The following is a 17728-nucleotide window of genomic DNA, read 5'->3' as shown; positions in this document are numbered from 1 at the left end:
GGAATAACAAGAAACCATAAGAGGAGCGCGACAACATGATCAAAGCGGAGGCAACCAAAGTCGTCGTAGGAGACGAAATGGAATGGGGATTGATGCCCAACCACTGGCACCTGTACCACCGGGAGATCGTGAATGCGTCGCAAGCGGACGAGCTCGGCGTACGGGTAAGTTCGGTATTGTGGGAGAAAATTGGGGTTGGCGGCGCCGTTCTGCCCCATTACCACGACGTCGCCGAGATCATCCACATCACGGCGGGCCGGGTCAAGCTGCTGCGCGACGGAACTTGGACGCAGTACAAAGCCGGGGATACGTTCCACGTGCCGGCCGGCGTCGTGCATTCCGTGGCCTGCGTCGGAGATACGCCGAGCGAGCAGATCAGCATCTTCCTCCCGGTGGAATCGGATGCGCCGGCAAATGCCTACTTTAATACGCACCTTGTCGAAGACGTCTATACCGAATCGCTCGGATCATGATTAACGACACGTTGGCCTTCACCTGCCGCGATCTGCTGCTGATACCGAATCTGCAAGGGGCCGTCGTGCTCGCGGGTCACAAGGGAATGGATCGGGCAGTCAATCGGGTCAACGTCATGGAAGTGCCGGACGTGATCGATTGGGTGCGGCCCGGGGAGTTTCTCGTGACCAGCGGCTTTCCTTTTCGCGACGATCCCGACCGCATCGCGGAGATGATCCCGCAGCTCGCGGAGCGGGGCGTGGCGGCGCTCGGGATCAAGACGAGAAGGTACATCGAGGAGATTCCCCCGTCCGTGCTGGAGATGGCGGCGCAGTACGACATGCCGATCATCGAGCTGCCGCTCCCGACTTCCTTCTCCGACGTCGTTCGCGAGGTGATGGAGCGGGTGCTGGTGCAGGAGGCGAGGCAGCTGTCGCTGCTTCAATTCAGATACCAAAAGCTGTCCAAGAAGCTGCTGCATGGCGGGGGGATCGAGGAATTTCTCGGCGAGCTGGACGAGACGCTGCTCAACCCCGTCGTCCTGATGGACGGATCCAACCAGCTTTATTTCTCGCCGATGGCCAAGGCGCTGTTCCCCGGGTCCGAGGATTCCCAGGAGTGGGCGCGTCTCTGCCACGACATCGAGCTCGGCGTCAGCTTCATGACCGTCCGCGATCGCCGGATACGGGTGTATATCTCCAACGAGGACGGCAAGGACAACGAATGCAGCATGCTGCTGCTCGAATGGAACCGCGAGCTGGATGACGCGGACAAGCTGACGCTGGATCGGATCGGGGTGCTGGTCAGCCTGGAGATGGCCAATCTTCACGCGAGGCGCGAGGTCGAATCCAAGTACGTCGACCAGTTTTTGCAGGACTGGCTGACCGGACGCATCGTCGTGCGGCAGGACATTCAAGCGAGGGCGGACGCTTGCGGATGCCATATCGCCCGCGATGGCGCGTACAGCGCGATCTATGTCAGACTGCCCGACAAACACGCGAACCCGAAGCTGCTGTCCAAGGCGATCAAGCAATTCCGGCGGTTCAGCACGGAGCGGGACGGCATCTGGGGGACGCAGCTCGACGGACATATGGTGCTGCTGGTCTCCCATGAGACGGCGGATCAACTCAACCAGCAGCTGGAGAAGTGTCTATATCGACTGACGCACTTATTGGGACTCGAGTCCAAAGCGGACGTCTCGTTCTGCATCGGCGATCCCGTCGACGCGGCCGACGAGGTGAGACGCAGCTGCGAGCAGGCGCGCAAAATTCATTTTATCAGCTCCATATGCGGCATACGCGACGCCCACATCCGATACAACCAGCTCGGGGTCTACCAGCTGCTTTATTTGCTGCCCGAGTCCGAGCAGGTACTCGAATTTCTCGACCGCATCGTCAAGCCGATCGTGGAATACGACGGCAAGCACAATACGCTGCTGCTCAAAACGCTGCAATGCTACCTGCAGCACAACGAGAACGGCAAGCTGACGGCAGAGGCACTTTTCTCGCACTACAACACGGTTGCGTACCGCATCGAGCGCGTATACGAGCTGCTCCGGCTCGACCCGGCCAACGTGAACGATCGTCTGCAGCTTCATCTAGCCATCAAGCTGTACGAGATGAGGCAAGGGCGCTAGCAGGTCAACGACATTCGGAGCATTCAACGAAGAAGAGCGGCGGTTTTATCCGTCACTCTTCTTTTTGGTGCAGCTAGGAATGAATCATAGGCGGTGATCTTGCGTAAATAAGCAAAGGCGTGGATCATGAACCATGCAGTGGAAGGAGCGGACCAGATGGGCTATGAGGAAAAAGTCCGGCAGGAGCTGGAAATATGGGAGAACGGTCTCTACAAGACACCCGGCCTGCTAGAGAAAGCCTCGAAGAGGGTCGGAGACAAAATAAATGCCATCATTCCAGCGAAAGTGCAGAACACGATAACAGGCACCGTTAAAGTGATTGTCCGCACGACGCTGTTCGGAGCGGAATATACGCCAAAGAGAAACGTTGAGAGATCGCTTGCGTTGGAGCAGGCCGACGAGCAGGCCAGACAGGTCATCTCTCTTTATCAAAAGATCGCCGCCGCCGAAGGCGCCGGTACGGGCGCAGGCGGAATTCTGTTCAACGCGGTTGATTTTCCGGCGCTTATCGCGATCAAGATGAAGCTGCTTTTCGAGCTTGCGCACGTGTACGGCTATTCGACCGCAGCTTTCTCCGAGCGCATCTTTATCCTGTCGCTATTCCAGCTGACCTACGCGGAGAATCAAAGGCGCAAAATAATACTGAACCGGTTCCGGGACTGGAACAACGAGAAGCTTCAATGGTCGTCGGATTCCGAATACTACAAAGAGCTCAATTGGGAAACCTTCCAGAAGGAATACAGGGATGCGATCGACTTCCGCAAGATGCTGCAGCTGGTGCCCGGTATCGGCGCCGTCGCTGGCGCTTGGGCGAACTACAGCATCGTCGAGGAACTTGGCCAATTCGCCATGAACGGCTTCCGGATACGGAGATTGGCGGACGCTATGCCAGATCCTTTAGCCAGGCAGCAAGCGCCTCGCCAATCTCATGAGGCGAATCTTCCTGGGGATAATGAAGTCCGCGGACAGTGATCTCCGTTTGCATCGGCCAGGTACGGCAGAATTCTACGTGAGATGCCGGCATCGTGCCGGGATCGCAGTTGACGAATAGCTTGGGGATCGGGCTCCGTGCCAACCACGCGCCGTACGCGTTAACAATGGCCGTCACATCAGCCGGATCTCCATCAAACGGAAGTTGTCGCGGCCAGGTTAACGTCGGGCGGCGTCCTTCGCCAGGCAGCGAGAATGGCCGACGATATTCCGTCATCTCTTCCTCCGTCAACGTGCGCAAAATGCCGATGGGGAGGTTAGTCTCGATGAACGAGTTGTGCTTCAACACCATCTTCTCGCCTTCCTCTGAGCGTAATGCCTGGAAAATTGTCCGTCCCCGTTCCGGGAGCTCGCTCCAACTGCGCGGTTTAATGATTCCCTCCATGTAGACGATTCCTTTAACGGCGTCCGGATGGCGATGCGCCCAATCAAATCCTAGAGCCGACCCCCAGTCGTGCACCACAAAGGTAACCCGTTCACCGACGCCAAGTTGATCCAGCAGGGCATCGAGATAGCGGCGATTTTCCGCAAAGGTGTAAGAATCGGGACCGCTGTGGGGAATTTTCTCGGAATCGCCCATACCGATGAGGTCAGGAGCGATGCAGCGACCATACGCTTGCGCATAAGGAAGAATCTGACGCCACAGATAAGAGGAAGTAGGATTGCCGTGCAGGAAGACAATCGGATCGCCGCTTCCTCCGTCTACGTAGGCCATCTCTAGACCAAGCACCCGTTGACGCTTTTTTGCGTAGGGCATGGACGGTTGAACCATTCAGAATCTCACCTTTCCTTTGTTGGATTGTATAGGTAAATGCTCGCAATTTGAATGCAAGCACATACTTTCATTCGGGTGATAAGAAAAGCCCCCCGTCGGAGCTGTTCTTAGAGAAACCAATGCTTAAGGGCTTAAGGGATTGCGGGATCACGGGCCTAAGGGCGAAGTGCCTTCGCAAATATACTCACGCTTTCTTCGATAAATTCGTTCAGCGTATCCCCCGAGGTTGCTTCTTTGGCATTCAGTCCGCTGATAAACGCCCCGTAATTCATCCACATAAACGACATGGCTTGGATATCCGGATTCGAGGCGTTCGCTTTGCCTTCGGATGACATTTTGGTTAGATAGTCGGCAAGCAAGCTTTTCAGGTGCTTCGGGTTGCGCGAAGCCTCCTGCAGGACCGAATCAGGCAGCGTGCTGCTTCCTTTAAGCGCGATAGAGATGAGTTTCCTGTTCTGGTTCATGATGCTATGATACGTTCGACTCACCGTTAGCAGATCCTCACGCAGATTTCCTCTAAGACCCTCGTTGAATAGCTTAGTCATCTCATTGCCATAATGGAAGCGGCTGAAGGCGGCCTCAAGCAGCTTTTCCTTCGTTCCGAAATGGCGAAATAAAGTGACTTCGTTCACTCCGGCAGCAAGCGCGATTTCCTTGGTCGTCGTGCCGTCATATCCTTTTTCCGCCATGAGATCGATCGTTGCCAGCAGTATTTTTTCGCTTGTCTTTGGATGAGCGCTCACGTTTCCACCGCCTAATGCAAGTACTTGCTTACATTTATTGTAGAAGGTGTGTAATTAATTGTCAATACACACGGTCCAAAGGCGGGATCGGGCCTTCCAATTTGTGTTAAAATAGGCGTGCTTGGATCGAACGCCGTTACTTGTGATGCTTTTCTATGCCACAGGGTGGACCCGCTCTGCCTGAAGCATGACTACCCAAGGCTGCCGCCAATGACTGCGGCCTTTTTCGAAGTCAATCGCAGGAGGTGAACCCATGAACGCGTATAAAGTGAGGCGAATACTAAACATCTCCGCGCTGGCGCTCTTGATTGCGTATTTTACCGGAATCATCGTCATGCTTGCGACATTTAAACTGAATCGGTTCGATGATGATTTCGTGTTCGCTTTTTCATTTAACTATTTATTATGGGGTGGCGTTTCCTTGCTGATCGGTGTCTTCGTCATCATGATGGTGAAGTTAATGATCGCAAGAGAGTGAGACAGAAATCGTCCTAACTGAAAGGATTAGAAGGGTCGAAGTACGAGGCTCGCGTCGAAAAGGAACTTAAACCATAAATCACGAATAACTAGGAAAATGGATGTCTAATACGGGATGAGAGACGGGAGCGGATGAGGATGATCAAAGGTTTCGGCGGCGTGTTCTGGAGGACGAACAGTCTTGAGGCTGTGAAAAAGTGGTACAGCGAGGTGTTGAAGCTCGATATCGCGGAGTGGAATGGGACCGTGATCAAGCCGCAATCGGACAACGAGACGATCTTTTCCTTCTTTCCCGAGAAGGATAGCTACTTCCCCATTGAACAGCAAGTGATGTTAAATTTCCAAGTCGAAAACATGGACGAGATGATCAAGCATCTTGAACAAGTCGGCGTACCGCTCGCCAAGCAACAAGAGGCCAGCGAATATGGAAAGTTTGTCTGGATCGAGGATCCCGAGGGCCGGCTGGTCGAGCTCTGGGAGAAATAACGGGATGAATCAAGCCCGTCATGAAGCTGCTATGGCGTATTTGAGGAGTGCTTCGCTTTCGGAGAAGGATTCACGGTTTAGACAAGCCATTGAGGAATTGCAGTATCCCTTCATAACGGCAAGCGACGCCGAGGTTCTGACGGCCATGTATTTTAAACTCAAGGACATGGCTTTGCGGAACCAAATCCTCGGCCGTTTAATGCATCGCGGTGAGCTTGGACTCCAGTCGTTTTTTACGGAAGCCTACAAGAAAGAACGATACTTGGACATGAAGTTGAAGGCCATCCGCGGGTTAGCCTATGATGCAACGGAAGCCGAGATGGAGCCGGTCGTGGAACACTTCCTGAAGCTGTTGGAGAAGAGACCGGAGAAGACGCCGTACAACTATCAAGAGTATGAATTCATACGCTCAGCCTGCGGACTCCCGTATCTGATCAAGACTTACGGATATGCTTGCTTTGAAAAGGCGCTCAGGCAAGAAGAGAAGCAGTATAACGATATGCCGGACGCCTTTAAGGGGCACCATACTTATGATGAGGAAGGCAACTTCATCGCGCTCAGAGATCCGGATGAAGTCGCGGAGATGTTGAATCGCTTCTTTGCTTCGCAGGGTGCGCGGTGAGTATAGGACGCGAGGCCGGCTGGAAGAGCGGCGGCCTCGATGTTCTAGTGCACCAAGCTCTCCAGGTCCGGCTGCAATCGGTTCCGCAGTGCGTACAGCATGACGGCTCCGACTAGGAACGCGACGGCATCCGTAACGACAAGCGACCAGACCACGCCGTGGAAGCCGTTCATTCGGTTGGCGATGTAGAGCACGGGAACGAGCGTAATCCCCTGAATGACGGACATAATAAACGCGGCAGTGCCTTGCGCCGTAGCTTGGAAGATGCCCGTAAATAACGCGGTCATGCCCGTGATGAATAGGGATAGGAACGTCACATGCAAAATGTAGCTGCCCATCTCGATTAACTGCGGGTCGTTCGTAAATAAGCCGATTAAGTGGTCGGAGATCAGGTAGACGATGATGCCGAATGCGACGGCTAACGCCACGATCGTTTTTATCGTGAAGGCAATGGTATGCTTCATGCGTAATTTATTCGCGGTAAAAGAGAAGGCGATCAGCGGCACGACCCCCTCGCACAACCCCATAAGGATAAACTCCGGGAATTGCAGCAAGCGCGAAGAGATGCCGTATCCCGCGACGGCCTGCTCCCCATACTCGACGAGAAAATGGTTGAAAATGAGCGACATGGCGCCTAGAAACACGCTCATCACGAAGACGGGAACGCCGATCTTGAATACGTTGCTCAGAATCTCCTTGGTCACCCGGAACCATCTGAATGAGACGGTTAAGAATCGGCTCTTGAATCCCAGATGGTAGGCGTAGAATGAACTCGCGACCAACATGGAGACGACCGTAGCGGACGCGACGCCGATCACGCCCCAACGGAACACGAGTATGGCGAGCGCATCCAGCGTGACGTTTACGACGACGCTGATCATCATGCCGATCATCGACGTCATGGCCGAGCCTTCCGAGCGCACGATATTTTCCAATGTAAAGAACAAAACGACGAATGGCGAACCTATCAGCATCATCGTGACATAGTCTTTGGTGAATCCGAACGCGTCAGGCGTCGCTCCCAGCCCATGAACGATCGGATCGATGAACGGGAGGCCGGCGGCGATTACGATCAGACCAAGTACTAGACTGCTGTAAAAGGCGAATGATGACACATGCTTAACCGCGTCGTAGTTTTTCTCGCCGAGCAGACGGGAGATCAAGGTACCGCTGCCGATGCCGATCAAGTTGCCTAGCGCCATGATGGCCGCGAACAGCGGCAAGGTTAGCGCGAGCGCGGTTAACATGGCCGTATTGTGAAGCGTGCCGAGGAAATAGGCATTCAGAATGGAATAGATGACGCTCATTGACGTGCCCAGCATCATCGGTACGGCGAAGTGAGCGACGGCTTTGGCGATCGGCGCTTTCTCAAAGTAATGGAGGTTTTCTGCATCCATGCGGGTCACCGCTTTCTGTATAAGATTTGGGTCCGTCTAACAGTGTTAGATTGAACCTTACAGTGTTAGATGATATCATGGCCTTATAGACCTGTAAAGCATAAACTTACACTGTTAGATAAAAGGGCGGATAACGATGAAAAAGCAGCAGCCTCAGATCTCGGAGGACAAGATTCTGGAGGCTTCGTGGGAGCTTCTGGGGGAGGAGGGCATCGAGAAATTCAGCATGCGACGCTTGGCCGACCGGCTTGGGATCCAGGCGCCCTCTTTGTACTGGTATTTCAAAAGCAAGCAGATCCTCTACCAGCGCCTGGCCAGCCAGGTATCGAAGATCATCCTGGAGGAGTTCCATTCCGAGGGTGACTGGAAGGCCCAGCTGGCGGGGATGGCGGTCACGATGCGGCGCGTGCTCGGCCGGTATCCCTGCTCCACGCAGCTCATGATGCTGACGCTTCCCCATGAGCCGGACATCATCCGGTTGACCAACCGCATGCTGCTCTGCCTGGAATCGACGCCGCTGGAGCAAGAGCAGAAAATACAAACGGTCCTAACGCTTGTAAACTATGTTCACAACTTCGTGCTTGACGATTATCATCATCAGCGCAATGTCTCCGCGATGATGAACAACCCGGGGGAGAATCCGGATGGAGAGATGATGCACCTGCTGGAAGCCATGAGCGAGGCGGATGCGGGCGTGTTCCGGCGGATGTTCAAGAGCGGCTTGTTCGAGCTGATGGGCACCGACGCGTCGTTTGAGTTCGGCCTGAAGCTGATCCTGTCGGGCATCGGGCAAGTGATCGAGGAGCAGGAGGGGAAAGGATGAGCGCTGGGATGCAGATCGACCTTGCCAGGATGGCAATCGCAGTCCCTCCGGCGCATCGTTCTTACCGGTCGCGGTGAATCATATAGCCGAGCATATGCTTCAGAAAAACGGGCAGGCGCGGCAGCTCCCGCAGCGTCTCCGCCGCCAGGCAGTAGTGCTCCCACATCGCCTTTCTGGCCGCCTCCGTCCCGAGGACGGTGACGAACGTCGACGTGCGGTTCCGCGCGTCCTGGCCGACCGGCTTGCCGATCAGCGCCGCATCGCCTTCCTCGTCCAGCAGATCGTCCTTGATCTGGAAGGCGATACCCGCATGGTAGGCGAACTTCTTGAGCGCCGCGATCTCCCGTTCGGACGCCTGCGCGAGGATGGCAGGCATCACGAGCGCCGCCTCGAACGCCAACCCGGTCTTGTAGTAGCAGATCGCCTGCAGCTGCTCGAGCGTCAGCGCCCGGTCCTTGGCATCCAGGTCCATCGCCTGCCCCGCGCATAGGTCCTCCGCCGTCGCGGCGAAGAACCGCATCATCGCCAGCACCGTTCCGGGGGCGAACCGCTCGTCGAGCCGAGCCTGATCGTGGATCGCCTTCTGGATGAGCAGCAATCCGGTCAGCTCCGCGGTAGCGCTGCCGTGTACGAGATGCAGCGTGGCGCGTCCCCTGCGCAGCGCCGCATCGTCCTGCGAGGGCAGGTCGTCGAAGATCAGCGAGGCGGTATGCATATACTCGAGAGAGCGAAGCAGGGGCACGATCGCCTCCGGCTGCAGGCCGTAGCCCTGTACGCCCATGACCCATGTCATGATGGGCCGCAGCCGCTTGCCGTCGCCCGCGAGGCTGTAGTTCGCCGCATCGATAAGCGCCTCCTTCTGCCGCGGAATACCGCTCGGCTTGGCGATCTGCAGCGCGTCGTTGATCTGCTCGCGCGCCTGCCGGACGGTCTCGCGGAACTCGGCCTTCGTGCGCCTGTCGCTACGCAGCTTGTCGACCATCCGATCCCGCAGCAGCTTGTCGAAGAACTCCACGTCCTTCGCCTGGCGCACCATCCGCTGGACGCGCTTGTTGAATGCCGGGTGGCCGGCAGCGAAGAGGTCCATCATGCCTTTGTACTTGTCCGCGCCGACTCGCGCCCGGAAGCGCCTGAGCCCGTTGATCGCGCGCTTCAGGATGACCTCGCGGGCTGCCGCATCGCCGTCGTACACATGATGGATCAGATGATAGATGACCGCCCAGTACAGCTCGAACGGATTGATCAGATCCGGCCGCCGCTCATGATGCGTCATATAGTAGGTGTACGGCGTCACGGCGCCGTCCGCCATATCGTCGGACAGATCGGCAAAGTCGTCGGCGAGCTGGTTGTAGATGCCGTAGTAGAACGTGCGCGCCTCGAAGCCCTCGTCGGCCGGCGCGTGGAGGACGGAGCGCGCGATCAGGCGGGAGGAGGCGGATTTCAGGATGATCGGGACGTACAACGCTTCGTTCGTGATGGACGCGTCCGATATCGATCTGGCCCGGTCCGTTTCCTGCGCGTGGAAGAAGACGTAGGCCTGCTCGAAGAACAGACGCTGCGTCTCCGGACGCTGATGCTCCTTGATATAGGCAAAGGCGTCGCGCAGCTCCTGATGGACAAAATGAATGAACGCAGCGTTGGCGCCGTTCCACTCGACCTTCTCCGGTACCTCGCCCGTGACGAGCGCGCTTCGGATCAGGCTGGAATATTCTTCTTTCTCCCGGTCGTCCAGCACCTGCGCATCGAGCAGATCGTCGATGAACGGATAGGTCAGTCCGTACGCATAACCGAGGCGGATCGCCGCGTCCAGCCTGCGGGCGCGCTCCTCGGGGCCGACTGCCGGCGTCAGCTCATCGAGCGCATGCATGACGACGCCGACGATAATCTTGATGAGCTTGCGCTGCGCGTGCTCGGCGTTCATTCCCGCCGGGATCCGGTCCGCTACCAGTCTCAGCTTGCCGACCACCCAGATCACTGCGCACTCAACGCCTTCCTTCTGCGCCCAGCGATACAGCTCGGCCATGCCGAGCAGGCCAGGCTGCGCATCGCGGTCGGACGAAGTCGATTGAACCAGCCGCCGTTCGACCTCGGCTACCGATCGCTGGATAGCGGCCTTGGTCTCCGGCGCCTGCAGATCCTTGCCCAGATCGCGCATGTAGATGTAGGACACGCTGCGGTTCAGATAATCGGCCAGCTTGCCGGTGCGCCGCAGCCACCGGATCTCGTAGCGGTACCGGTCGGCGGCGGACGCGTCCTTACCGCCGGAGCGGGAGGCCGGCCAAGAGAAGCGGCCCGTTAGGCTTCGCTTGAGGTGCTTCATGTCCTCCGTCAGGGCGGGTATGTATGCCCGGCTGCGGACATGCGCCTCCAGCAGCGCGTAGTAGCGGGCAGCCTCTCGCTCGGCCTCGCCGTAGCAGGCGTCGGTATCTATCATGAATGGTTTTTCTATAAGCAGCATGTTCGGATTATGACCTCTATCTCTATTGTAGTAGTTATCATACAAAGTGGGGGCTACTACTATTCGACATTGTTGGTATGGATTCCTGCACGAATAAGGCACGGCTATCCCATAGAGGGAGGTATCATCGGAGCCATGTTTCGTTTTTTTAAGCGCAAAAAGTCGCCGCAAGTCCGAGTCCGTATATCGATTGAAGAGCAGCTCATGAATTTGAGCAGAGTCGGCATTACGCTAAAAAAGGATATTCAGATGAAGGACTTATTAGATCGCGACATCCGTGCTTATGAGGAAAATCCGTATATTCATCTCCTGATAAGTATGGGAAGGGAAAGAGACAGCGTAGAAAATGGAAACGATGCGTACCCGACTAACGACGTCTGGTGCTTCGACCGCGAGTGCATCGAGGATCACGGGGACTATGTTGAAAAATTAAAACGAATGGCGGATATGGTTGAATCGGCAATAAGCGTCACCGAGATTCAGGATTACGTGGATATCGAAGCAGGTGAAGCGTGGATCGCTTTTAACGCGAACGGTACCAACTATCGCCATTCACTGCCTGTACGGGACGATTGGATGAGTCTTGAGGTGTTAACGATCTTTTCCGAATTACTAGCTGCGAGCGGGAGCGATAAACGGTTCTTTTTCTCGGATATCGGTAATGAATTATTAGTCGTCCTGATTGAAAAGGACCAGTTTTATCCATTAAATCATTTATTGAATGTATTTATCCCTTCTAGCCCAGCTTAGGAGTGCCCGCAGAGGTGCCTCACAGGCAACATAGCGGAAAAAAGTTCCGTTATTTCCCGGAGAGGCGCCTCACAGGCGGCCATAGCGGAAAAAAGATCCGTTATTTCCCGCAGAAGTGGCCCACAGACAGCGATAGCGGCAAAAAGATCCGCTATTGCCCGCAGAGGCGCGTCACAGGCAGCCATAGCGGAAAAAAGATCCGCTATTGCCCGCAGAGGCGCCTCACACCATTGCGATCTCCCTCCTCTGCAAGCTATAATACTGAATAATCATTCAGTATCCTGGCATCCATCCCCAATATCCGCCTATCCTCCGCCAATCGAGGTGATCCCCATCAATAAGAAACAGCAGCAGACCGAGCAGACCAAGAAGAAGATCGCCGAGGCGTCCAAGGCGCTTTTTATCAAGAAGGGCTACAAGGCGACCGCGATCGAGGAGATCGTGAAGGCGACCGGGTGCAGCGCGGGCAACATCTATTACCACTTCAAGAGCAAGGAAGGGCTATTCCTGTATCTGATCGAGGAGTGGGACCGGGAGTGGGAGGAGACTTGGCTCGCCAAGGAGGCGCTCTATGCGACGACGGCGGACAAGCTGTACGGCGTGGCCGAGCATCTGGCGCTGGAGCAGATCAACCATCCGCTGACCAAGGCGATCGACGAGTTCTTCAACAACGCCGAGAAGGGCTCGGAGGTGGAGGAGCGGATCGAGCAGATGGTGAAAGGGTACGTTAACTTCAACAAGCAGCTGCTGCAGCGGGGCATCGAGGCCGGGGAATTCAAGACGGAGGACGCGACCGGGCTGGCCGTCATCCTCGACAGCCTGCTGTTCGGCCTCAGTCAGCATACTCGGCGCATGGACCGGGACGCGGCGCTCACCGCCTACCGGCTGGCGGTAGACGTATTTCTGCATGGAATCGTCTGAGCGTCGACTTGCCTTTTTTTGCCCACATCTAGAATGAATGTTCAGTATTCGCAAGCGAACTTGGAGGACTTAAGCAAATGGCTATCTTAGTTAAACAACGGGGCGCGCTCCTGATCTTGATGCTGAACCTGTTCTTGGTATTCACCGGCATCGGCCTGATTATACCGATCATGCCGAGCTTCATGAACGAGCTGGGCGTGAGCGGGAGCCTGATGGGGCTCATGATCGCCGTCTTCTCGCTCTCGCAGTTCCTCTTCTCGCCGCTGGCCGGCCGCTGGGCCGACTCGGTCGGGCGCAAACGCATGATCGTCATCGGCATGTTCGTATTCGCCGTATCCGAAGGGCTGTTCGGCATCGCGCACTCGCCGGTGCTGATGTTCGTATCGCGCGCGCTCGGCGGCTTCAGCGCGGCTATGATCATGCCGGCCGTCATGGCGTATGCGGCGGACATCACGACGAGCGAGGAGCGCGCAGCCGGGATGGGCTACGTGAACGCATCCATCACGACCGGCTTCATCATCGGACCGGGCATCGGGGGCTATGTCGCGGAGTACGGCATCCGCGCCCCGTTCTTTGCCGCAGGCGTCGGGGGCGTCGTCGCGGCCTTCTTGACGCTACTTTTCCTGAGGGAATCTCTCCCGGCAAAAGGAACCGAAGCGGCGCAGGCCGAGGCCGCCAAGCCGCGAAGCAGCCTGCTCACCCAGCTGAAGCATTCATATCGCGCGCCTTATTTTCTCAGCCTCATCATCGTGTTCGTCATGTCGTTCGGCCTGGCCAACTTCGAGACGATCTACTCGCTCTTCGTCGATCACAAGTTCGGATTCGATCCCAAGGACATCGCCTTCGTCATCACGTTCGGCTCGATTGCCGGCGCCGTCGTGCAGCTCACAGTCTTCAGCTGGCTGCTGAACCGGTACGGGGAGAAACGGATCATCTCGGCCTGCCTGCTCGTCGCCGGGATCTTCGTCCTGCTGATGCTGTTCGTGCACCAGTTCTGGCTGATCTTCGCCGTCACCTTCGTCGTCTTCCTGGCCATCGACATCCTGCGCCCCACGATCGGCACCCAGATGTCCAAGCTGGCCAAGGACCAGCAGGGCTATGTGGCGGGGCTTAACTCGGCGTTCATGAGCCTCGGCAACATCCTTGGACCGATCATCGCCGGCTTCTTGTTCGACATTGAGATCAATGCGCCGTATACGCTCGCGGCCTTGGTACTGTTGGTTTGCTTCGGGGTGTCGCTGAGGGGAATGAAGCGCAGAGACATGGCGACGGATTGATCCTGCGCCTGCCGCAGGACAACCGCACATTTCCCGATCCATCCAATCCCGACAGGGGCATCTCTCATACGCTGGTATTAGCCTTGCCAGCATGCTATTGAGAGGATGGGTATCGAATGGGCATGTACGAGTTCTGCGTCAAGCATCAGAATCGCAGGGTGCGCGTGACCACGCATAGCGGATCCTATGAGGGGATCATCATGGGCGTTGACTGGGATAACCTGTACCTGAAGCCCGCCAAGGGCGAATTAACGTTGTCGGCATGGGGGCTCGGCTACGGCGGCTACGGCGGCTGGGGATCCGGCATCCTCGCGCTGTCGCTGTTTACGCTGCTGGCCATCGCGCTGATCTGAGCTTGCTAGCGTGAGGGAGAGTGGTGCCTAGGTACATCCTTAGCAGTCCTGTTGGTCAAACATTAAGCAATAGGAAGCCTGCGGCGCGAATTTCGCCTCAGGCTTCTTCTTTTTTGGCTGTTCCCGCTTCCTTTCGATGATACTTATCGACCGTTGCGCTATTTTAGTTTGCTTATTACGATTAGGATCCGGTCCTGCTTAGGATCAAAGATTATTACGTGCTCTATACGGCGTCGTCATAGAAGGTAAGCCGCCGGTGAAGTTGACGCCTGCCCGCGGCTTTTCGTTGCTTTCATTTTTTTACGGAGAAGCGGGGGATCTGCTTGAGCAGAGCTGTTGAGATTCAAGGGATATTGAGAACCATACATAATGACTTGCGCCTATACCGGCTGGCTCTCTCTGAAATAAACGAGAATCTAGGCGCCGAGCATCCTTCCGTGAGAGAATTCCGGGAGCATGTGCGGGAGATCATCGCAAGATCGAGTCAAGAGTTGATCGTTGTTTTAACTAAAACTGAAAACGAATTCACGAAGAGTTCCATGACGGCGGGCGAGCGCGGCCAAGAAAATTCGGATTCTCGCACCGTTGATACTCATAGTCCGTCGACTTTACCGCGCTATTTCCACTAACATAGGGATGTGACATTATTCGACATGACCGGGGCCGGTACCGAGAACGGAGATGAGCCCTGGCCGGCATTATTTTGCGCGATGCCTCGATAGATGGCGGTTTTATTCATCATGAGGAGGATTATAAATGTCAGTAGAAGTTCATGGATCGGCCGTTAAAAGTGTCATTGAGGGATGCGGCGTTTTTCAGAAGAGAGTAAAGGCCCTTCTAGCCGAAAAAGGAATCATGGAACTTGATCCGGAAGCCTGGTACTCGTTGGACGATGTGATTGCGGTTATTACAGGTCTCGCTGCTTCAGTGGGGAACAATCTGTTGCTTGAGATTGGAAAGTATATTCCGAAAAACTCGGTTTTCCCGCCCGAGGTCGATAGCTTCGAAAAAGCGGTCGTTCTACTGGATGTAGCCTATAAAATGAATCATCGTAACGGAAATTACGGAGAATACAAATGCCTGCAAGAAGATTCTAAAACCATCCGCATGATTTGCAACGTTCCTTATCCCGCCATGGTTAATCTAGGAATATTGCGCGGCTTTGCACGCCGGTTCCAATCCTTCGTTGTCATAGAGGAAGTACATATGAACGGCGGCGGGGAGTTTGTGATTAGACTGTAGTCTAATATGAGGACAAGGGACGGATTCGGTATGATCCAAAAAATAAGATCTTCAAAGATGCTAAAGGGACTTAAGAAAGGTTACCTGGCGTTGGCAGGGAAAGGTCATATCGCCGAGTCCTCTCCTAACGATGCGGTTCGCTCCGTACATGCGGGAACAGCAGCCGACGCCACCGCAAACTTAAGCCGCGCACGAAAAATAGCGATGCTGGAACTCGTCGATTCCACCGAACAGATCGCTTCTTACTCCGACGAACTCTCAGCCACGACTGCCGAGAGCACACGAGGGATGACGGCGATCAAAAGGAGCACGGAGCAAATTGCGCAAGGCAGTCTGCAGATTGCTACGTTTAGCGACGAAAGCACGCGGTCGATGGAAGAAATGGCGGAAGGCATCACGAGAATCGCCGAGGCGTCCGCCATCGTTCATGAAGCATCCATGCAATCTGCCGCGGAGGCGGAAAATGGCGATGTTTCTCTCCATAGCGTGATGAATCAAATGAACGCCATTACGGAATCCATAAACGAATCCGATCAACTCATCCGATCGTTAGGCGAGAGCTCCGGAAACATACGTAATATCATTGGATTCATCTCTGATATTGCAGCGCAAACGAACCTGCTCTCATTAAATGCTTCCATTGAGGCCGCGCGTGCGGGCGAACATGGCAGAGGGTTTGCCGTTGTTGCCGCAGAGGTCAAGAAGCTTGCCGAAGCGTCCTCGAAGGCCGCCATTCAAATCACTCGAATTCTTGAAGACATCCGACTGAAGAGCGAGCAGTCCATAAATGCGATGTCCGCCGTTCGTACGGAAGTAAGATCAGGCGTGCAAAAGGTAGTGGAAACAAGCGACGCCTTCAAAAAGATCGTGTCAGGAGCCAGACACGTCGCCGAACAAATCCATGACGTATCCGCTGTCGCCGAGCAGCTGTCCGCCAGTTCAGAAGAGATCGCCGCGTCTGCGGCAGAAATGAACCATATTTCTCAAACGACTGCCTTTAATGTAAAAGCAGTATTAATCTCAACGGAGGAGCAGCTTGGCTCTATAGAAGAGATCGCTGCGCTAGGCGAGCAATTGAATTTACTCAATCAGGATTTGCAAGATAAGATGTCAAAAATAATAGAATAGCTCAATCGGCCATCCGCCGGTACCGGCCAATTCCAATGAGAAATAACAAAATTCCGTGTGCAGCGGCGCTTCTATCTAGGAGCGCTTTTTTATATGCCTGAAGGTTAGAAAGAAAATTTGTCTAAAATTGTCCTCCCCTGTTACGAAACAGGCAAGTGATGGTTATATATTCTATGATCATCAACGAGGGAGGAAGGGGTATTTTGAAAAAAGCAGGATTCCGCGCACTGATGCTGGTTACGCTACTCGCACTCGTATTCCAGTCGACGCCGACCAACGCCAACGCCGCCACAGCCACGTATGCAGAACGCTTGTACTCGCCGATGTTCATCACCAAGCTCTCGGGACTCTACTTCATCGCGGATTCCTGGAACCACAGATTGATCTACAGCAGCGATGTCAATACGCCGATCAAGAACTGGAAGGTGCTGGACGACGATATCGCCGCGCCCCACTCCATCGCGAGCAACGGAACCATCTTCATCTCCGAAGATACCGGCCGCGACCGCCTGTTCGTCTACACCCTGACGACCAAGGGGTTCGCCAAGACGCAGGTCATCGATAATATCAAGGGAAGACCGCATAGAACCGTCTACGACCAGGCGACCCGCAAGTTCTACGTCCTCACCTCGGACACGCAGAACATGTACACGCTGTCGGTGAAGAACGGCCGCGTCGTGATCGACAGCAAGAAGCATCTCCCTTATATGGAGGCATCCTATGTCCGATCCTTCTCCATCATCGACGGCCTGATGTACTTCGTCAGCGGACCGAACCAGATCCTGGCGGTCAACTACAAGGACGGCACCTTCTCGCTGCGGGAGAAGTACGACGTGCCGGCAGGCTACCGCTCGATGAACGATCTGAAGAAGATCGGCAACTACTATTACATCACGGTGTATTACAACAAGTTTATCCGCCTGAAGGACTTGTCCGACTTTAGCACGGCCGAGGATCTGTACACCAAGCTGGGCTTCAAGGGCGTACCGTACTACATGTCGTATATCGACGGCAAGGTGTACGTCACCGAGATCGATACGTACTCGGCGATCCGCTCGTTCAAGGTGCTGGACGACCAGATCTCGATGGTTCAGGTCAAGCACGACTACGGCGCGCCGAATGCGGCCGTGCTGAACCGCAAGAGAATCCTCGGGACGTAATAAGGCAAGCGTGCGAAAATAAAATGATAACGAAAAC

At 55.2% G+C, this 17728-nt stretch carries 18 protein-coding genes; 14 read left to right on the top strand and 4 right to left on the bottom strand.

Annotation, left to right across the window (positions count from 1 at the left end; genetic code table 11):
- Window positions 1-35: 35 nt before the first annotated feature.
- The 3 genes from PQG80_RS24755 to PQG80_RS24745 all read left to right on the top strand — a co-directional run bounded on the left by PQG80_RS24755 (window position 36) and on the right by PQG80_RS24745 (window position 3061).
- Window positions 36-473 carry a cupin domain-containing protein gene (locus PQG80_RS24755; RefSeq protein WP_271754346.1) on the top strand — a complete coding sequence of 146 codons (438 nt, stop codon included), beginning with the start codon at window positions 36-38 and terminating at the stop codon, window positions 471-473.
- On the top strand, window positions 470-2089 hold the full coding sequence (locus tag PQG80_RS24750; protein ID WP_271754345.1) for a PucR family transcriptional regulator: 1620 nt from the start codon (window positions 470-472) through the stop codon (window positions 2087-2089). Before PQG80_RS24755 ends, PQG80_RS24750 begins: the two co-directional genes overlap by 4 nt.
- 156 nt (window positions 2090-2245) lie before the next feature.
- On the top strand, window positions 2246-3061 hold the full coding sequence (locus PQG80_RS24745; protein ID WP_271754390.1) for an EcsC family protein: 816 nt from the start codon (window positions 2246-2248) through the stop codon (window positions 3059-3061).
- Here PQG80_RS24745 and PQG80_RS24740 read toward each other — a convergent pair.
- Complete coding sequence (locus tag PQG80_RS24740; RefSeq protein ID WP_271754344.1) at window positions 2973-3851, bottom strand: haloalkane dehalogenase; 879 nt, start codon at window positions 3849-3851, stop codon at window positions 2973-2975. The two genes, PQG80_RS24745 and PQG80_RS24740, sit on opposite strands and share 89 nt — an antisense overlap.
- A 158-nt stretch (window positions 3852-4009) precedes the next feature.
- Window positions 4010-4597 carry a TetR/AcrR family transcriptional regulator gene (locus PQG80_RS24735; RefSeq protein ID WP_271754343.1) on the bottom strand — a complete coding sequence of 196 codons (588 nt, stop codon included), beginning with the start codon at window positions 4595-4597 and terminating at the stop codon, window positions 4010-4012.
- A 253-nt stretch (window positions 4598-4850) separates the two neighbouring features.
- Between PQG80_RS24735 and PQG80_RS24730 the strand changes: the two genes are divergently transcribed.
- The 3 genes from PQG80_RS24730 (at window position 4851) to PQG80_RS24720 (ending at window position 6182) form a co-directional block, all read left to right on the top strand.
- A complete protein-coding gene (locus PQG80_RS24730; RefSeq protein WP_271754342.1) occupies window positions 4851-5075 on the top strand; it encodes a hypothetical protein in 225 nt (74 codons plus the stop codon).
- Between the two features lie 137 nt (window positions 5076-5212).
- Window positions 5213-5560: a VOC family protein gene (locus tag PQG80_RS24725; RefSeq protein WP_271754341.1), complete on the top strand. Its 348-nt coding sequence runs from the start codon at window positions 5213-5215 to the stop codon at window positions 5558-5560.
- 4 nt (window positions 5561-5564) lie between these two features.
- Window positions 5565-6182 carry a hypothetical protein gene (locus tag PQG80_RS24720; protein ID WP_271754340.1) on the top strand — a complete coding sequence of 206 codons (618 nt, stop codon included), beginning with the start codon at window positions 5565-5567 and terminating at the stop codon, window positions 6180-6182.
- 44 nt (window positions 6183-6226) lie between these two features.
- Here the strand turns inward: PQG80_RS24720 and PQG80_RS24715 are convergent, their stop codons facing one another.
- Window positions 6227-7579 (bottom strand): MATE family efflux transporter, encoded by a 1353-nt coding sequence (locus PQG80_RS24715; protein ID WP_271754339.1) that lies wholly within the window; start codon window positions 7577-7579, stop codon window positions 6227-6229.
- A gap of 136 nt (window positions 7580-7715) precedes the next feature.
- Here PQG80_RS24715 and PQG80_RS24710 point away from each other — a divergent pair, with 136 nt between their 5' ends.
- Window positions 7716-8402, top strand: a complete 687-nt coding sequence (locus PQG80_RS24710) for a TetR/AcrR family transcriptional regulator (protein WP_271754338.1) — start codon at window positions 7716-7718, stop codon at window positions 8400-8402.
- A gap of 61 nt (window positions 8403-8463) precedes the next feature.
- Here the strand turns inward: PQG80_RS24710 and PQG80_RS24705 are convergent, their stop codons facing one another.
- Window positions 8464-10836: a polyprenyl synthetase family protein gene (locus tag PQG80_RS24705; RefSeq protein ID WP_271754337.1), complete on the bottom strand. Its 2373-nt coding sequence runs from the start codon at window positions 10834-10836 to the stop codon at window positions 8464-8466.
- 228 nt (window positions 10837-11064) lie between these two features.
- Between PQG80_RS24705 and PQG80_RS24700 the strand changes: the two genes are divergently transcribed.
- The 7 genes from PQG80_RS24700 (at window position 11065) to PQG80_RS24670 (ending at window position 17691) form a co-directional block, all read left to right on the top strand.
- On the top strand, window positions 11065-11610 hold the full coding sequence (locus PQG80_RS24700; protein WP_271754336.1) for a hypothetical protein: 546 nt from the start codon (window positions 11065-11067) through the stop codon (window positions 11608-11610).
- A gap of 333 nt (window positions 11611-11943) precedes the next feature.
- Window positions 11944-12531 carry a TetR/AcrR family transcriptional regulator gene (locus PQG80_RS24695; protein WP_271754389.1) on the top strand — a complete coding sequence of 196 codons (588 nt, stop codon included), beginning with the start codon at window positions 11944-11946 and terminating at the stop codon, window positions 12529-12531.
- 77 nt (window positions 12532-12608) lie between these two features.
- The gene (locus PQG80_RS24690) at window positions 12609-13808 is read left to right on the top strand and encodes an MFS transporter (RefSeq protein WP_271754335.1); all 1200 of its coding nucleotides are present in this window, start codon (window positions 12609-12611) and stop codon (window positions 13806-13808) included.
- A 116-nt stretch (window positions 13809-13924) separates the two neighbouring features.
- Complete coding sequence (locus PQG80_RS24685) at window positions 13925-14161, top strand: hypothetical protein (protein ID WP_271754334.1); 237 nt, start codon at window positions 13925-13927, stop codon at window positions 14159-14161.
- Window positions 14162-14917: 756 nt separating this feature from the next.
- The gene (locus PQG80_RS24680) at window positions 14918-15403 is read left to right on the top strand and encodes a hypothetical protein (protein WP_271754333.1); all 486 of its coding nucleotides are present in this window, start codon (window positions 14918-14920) and stop codon (window positions 15401-15403) included.
- A gap of 30 nt (window positions 15404-15433) precedes the next feature.
- Window positions 15434-16531 (top strand): methyl-accepting chemotaxis protein, encoded by a 1098-nt coding sequence (locus tag PQG80_RS24675; RefSeq protein WP_271754332.1) that lies wholly within the window; start codon window positions 15434-15436, stop codon window positions 16529-16531.
- A gap of 203 nt (window positions 16532-16734) precedes the next feature.
- A complete protein-coding gene (locus tag PQG80_RS24670) occupies window positions 16735-17691 on the top strand; it encodes an NHL repeat-containing protein (RefSeq protein ID WP_271754331.1) in 957 nt (318 codons plus the stop codon).
- The last annotated feature ends 37 nt before the right edge of the window (window positions 17692-17728 follow it).

It is taken from the genome of Cohnella rhizoplanae (assembly GCF_948329515.1).
Lineage (GTDB): Bacteria > Bacillota > Bacilli > Paenibacillales > Paenibacillaceae > Cohnella > Cohnella rhizoplanae.
This window is presented reverse-complemented; position numbering and strand designations above follow the sequence as displayed.

Coding starts and splice junctions, on each gene's coding strand:
- PQG80_RS24755 (WP_271754346.1), top strand. CDS start 36: ATGATCAAAGCGGAGGCAACCAAAGTCGTCGTAGGAGACGAAATGGAA.
- PQG80_RS24750 (WP_271754345.1), top strand. CDS start 470: ATGATTAACGACACGTTGGCCTTCACCTGCCGCGATCTGCTGCTGATA.
- PQG80_RS24745 (WP_271754390.1), top strand. CDS start 2,246: ATGGGCTATGAGGAAAAAGTCCGGCAGGAGCTGGAAATATGGGAGAAC.
- PQG80_RS24740 (WP_271754344.1), bottom strand. CDS start 3,851: ATGGTTCAACCGTCCATGCCCTACGCAAAAAAGCGTCAACGGGTGCTT.
- PQG80_RS24730 (WP_271754342.1), top strand. CDS start 4,851: ATGAACGCGTATAAAGTGAGGCGAATACTAAACATCTCCGCGCTGGCG.
- PQG80_RS24725 (WP_271754341.1), top strand. CDS start 5,213: ATGATCAAAGGTTTCGGCGGCGTGTTCTGGAGGACGAACAGTCTTGAG.
- PQG80_RS24720 (WP_271754340.1), top strand. CDS start 5,565: ATGAATCAAGCCCGTCATGAAGCTGCTATGGCGTATTTGAGGAGTGCT.
- PQG80_RS24715 (WP_271754339.1), bottom strand. CDS start 7,579: ATGGATGCAGAAAACCTCCATTACTTTGAGAAAGCGCCGATCGCCAAA.
- PQG80_RS24710 (WP_271754338.1), top strand. CDS start 7,716: ATGAAAAAGCAGCAGCCTCAGATCTCGGAGGACAAGATTCTGGAGGCT.
- PQG80_RS24705 (WP_271754337.1), bottom strand. CDS start 10,836: ATGATAGATACCGACGCCTGCTACGGCGAGGCCGAGCGAGAGGCTGCC.
- PQG80_RS24700 (WP_271754336.1), top strand. CDS start 11,065: ATGAATTTGAGCAGAGTCGGCATTACGCTAAAAAAGGATATTCAGATG.
- PQG80_RS24690 (WP_271754335.1), top strand. CDS start 12,609: ATGGCTATCTTAGTTAAACAACGGGGCGCGCTCCTGATCTTGATGCTG.
- PQG80_RS24685 (WP_271754334.1), top strand. CDS start 13,925: ATGGGCATGTACGAGTTCTGCGTCAAGCATCAGAATCGCAGGGTGCGC.
- PQG80_RS24680 (WP_271754333.1), top strand. CDS start 14,918: ATGTCAGTAGAAGTTCATGGATCGGCCGTTAAAAGTGTCATTGAGGGA.
- PQG80_RS24675 (WP_271754332.1), top strand. CDS start 15,434: ATGATCCAAAAAATAAGATCTTCAAAGATGCTAAAGGGACTTAAGAAA.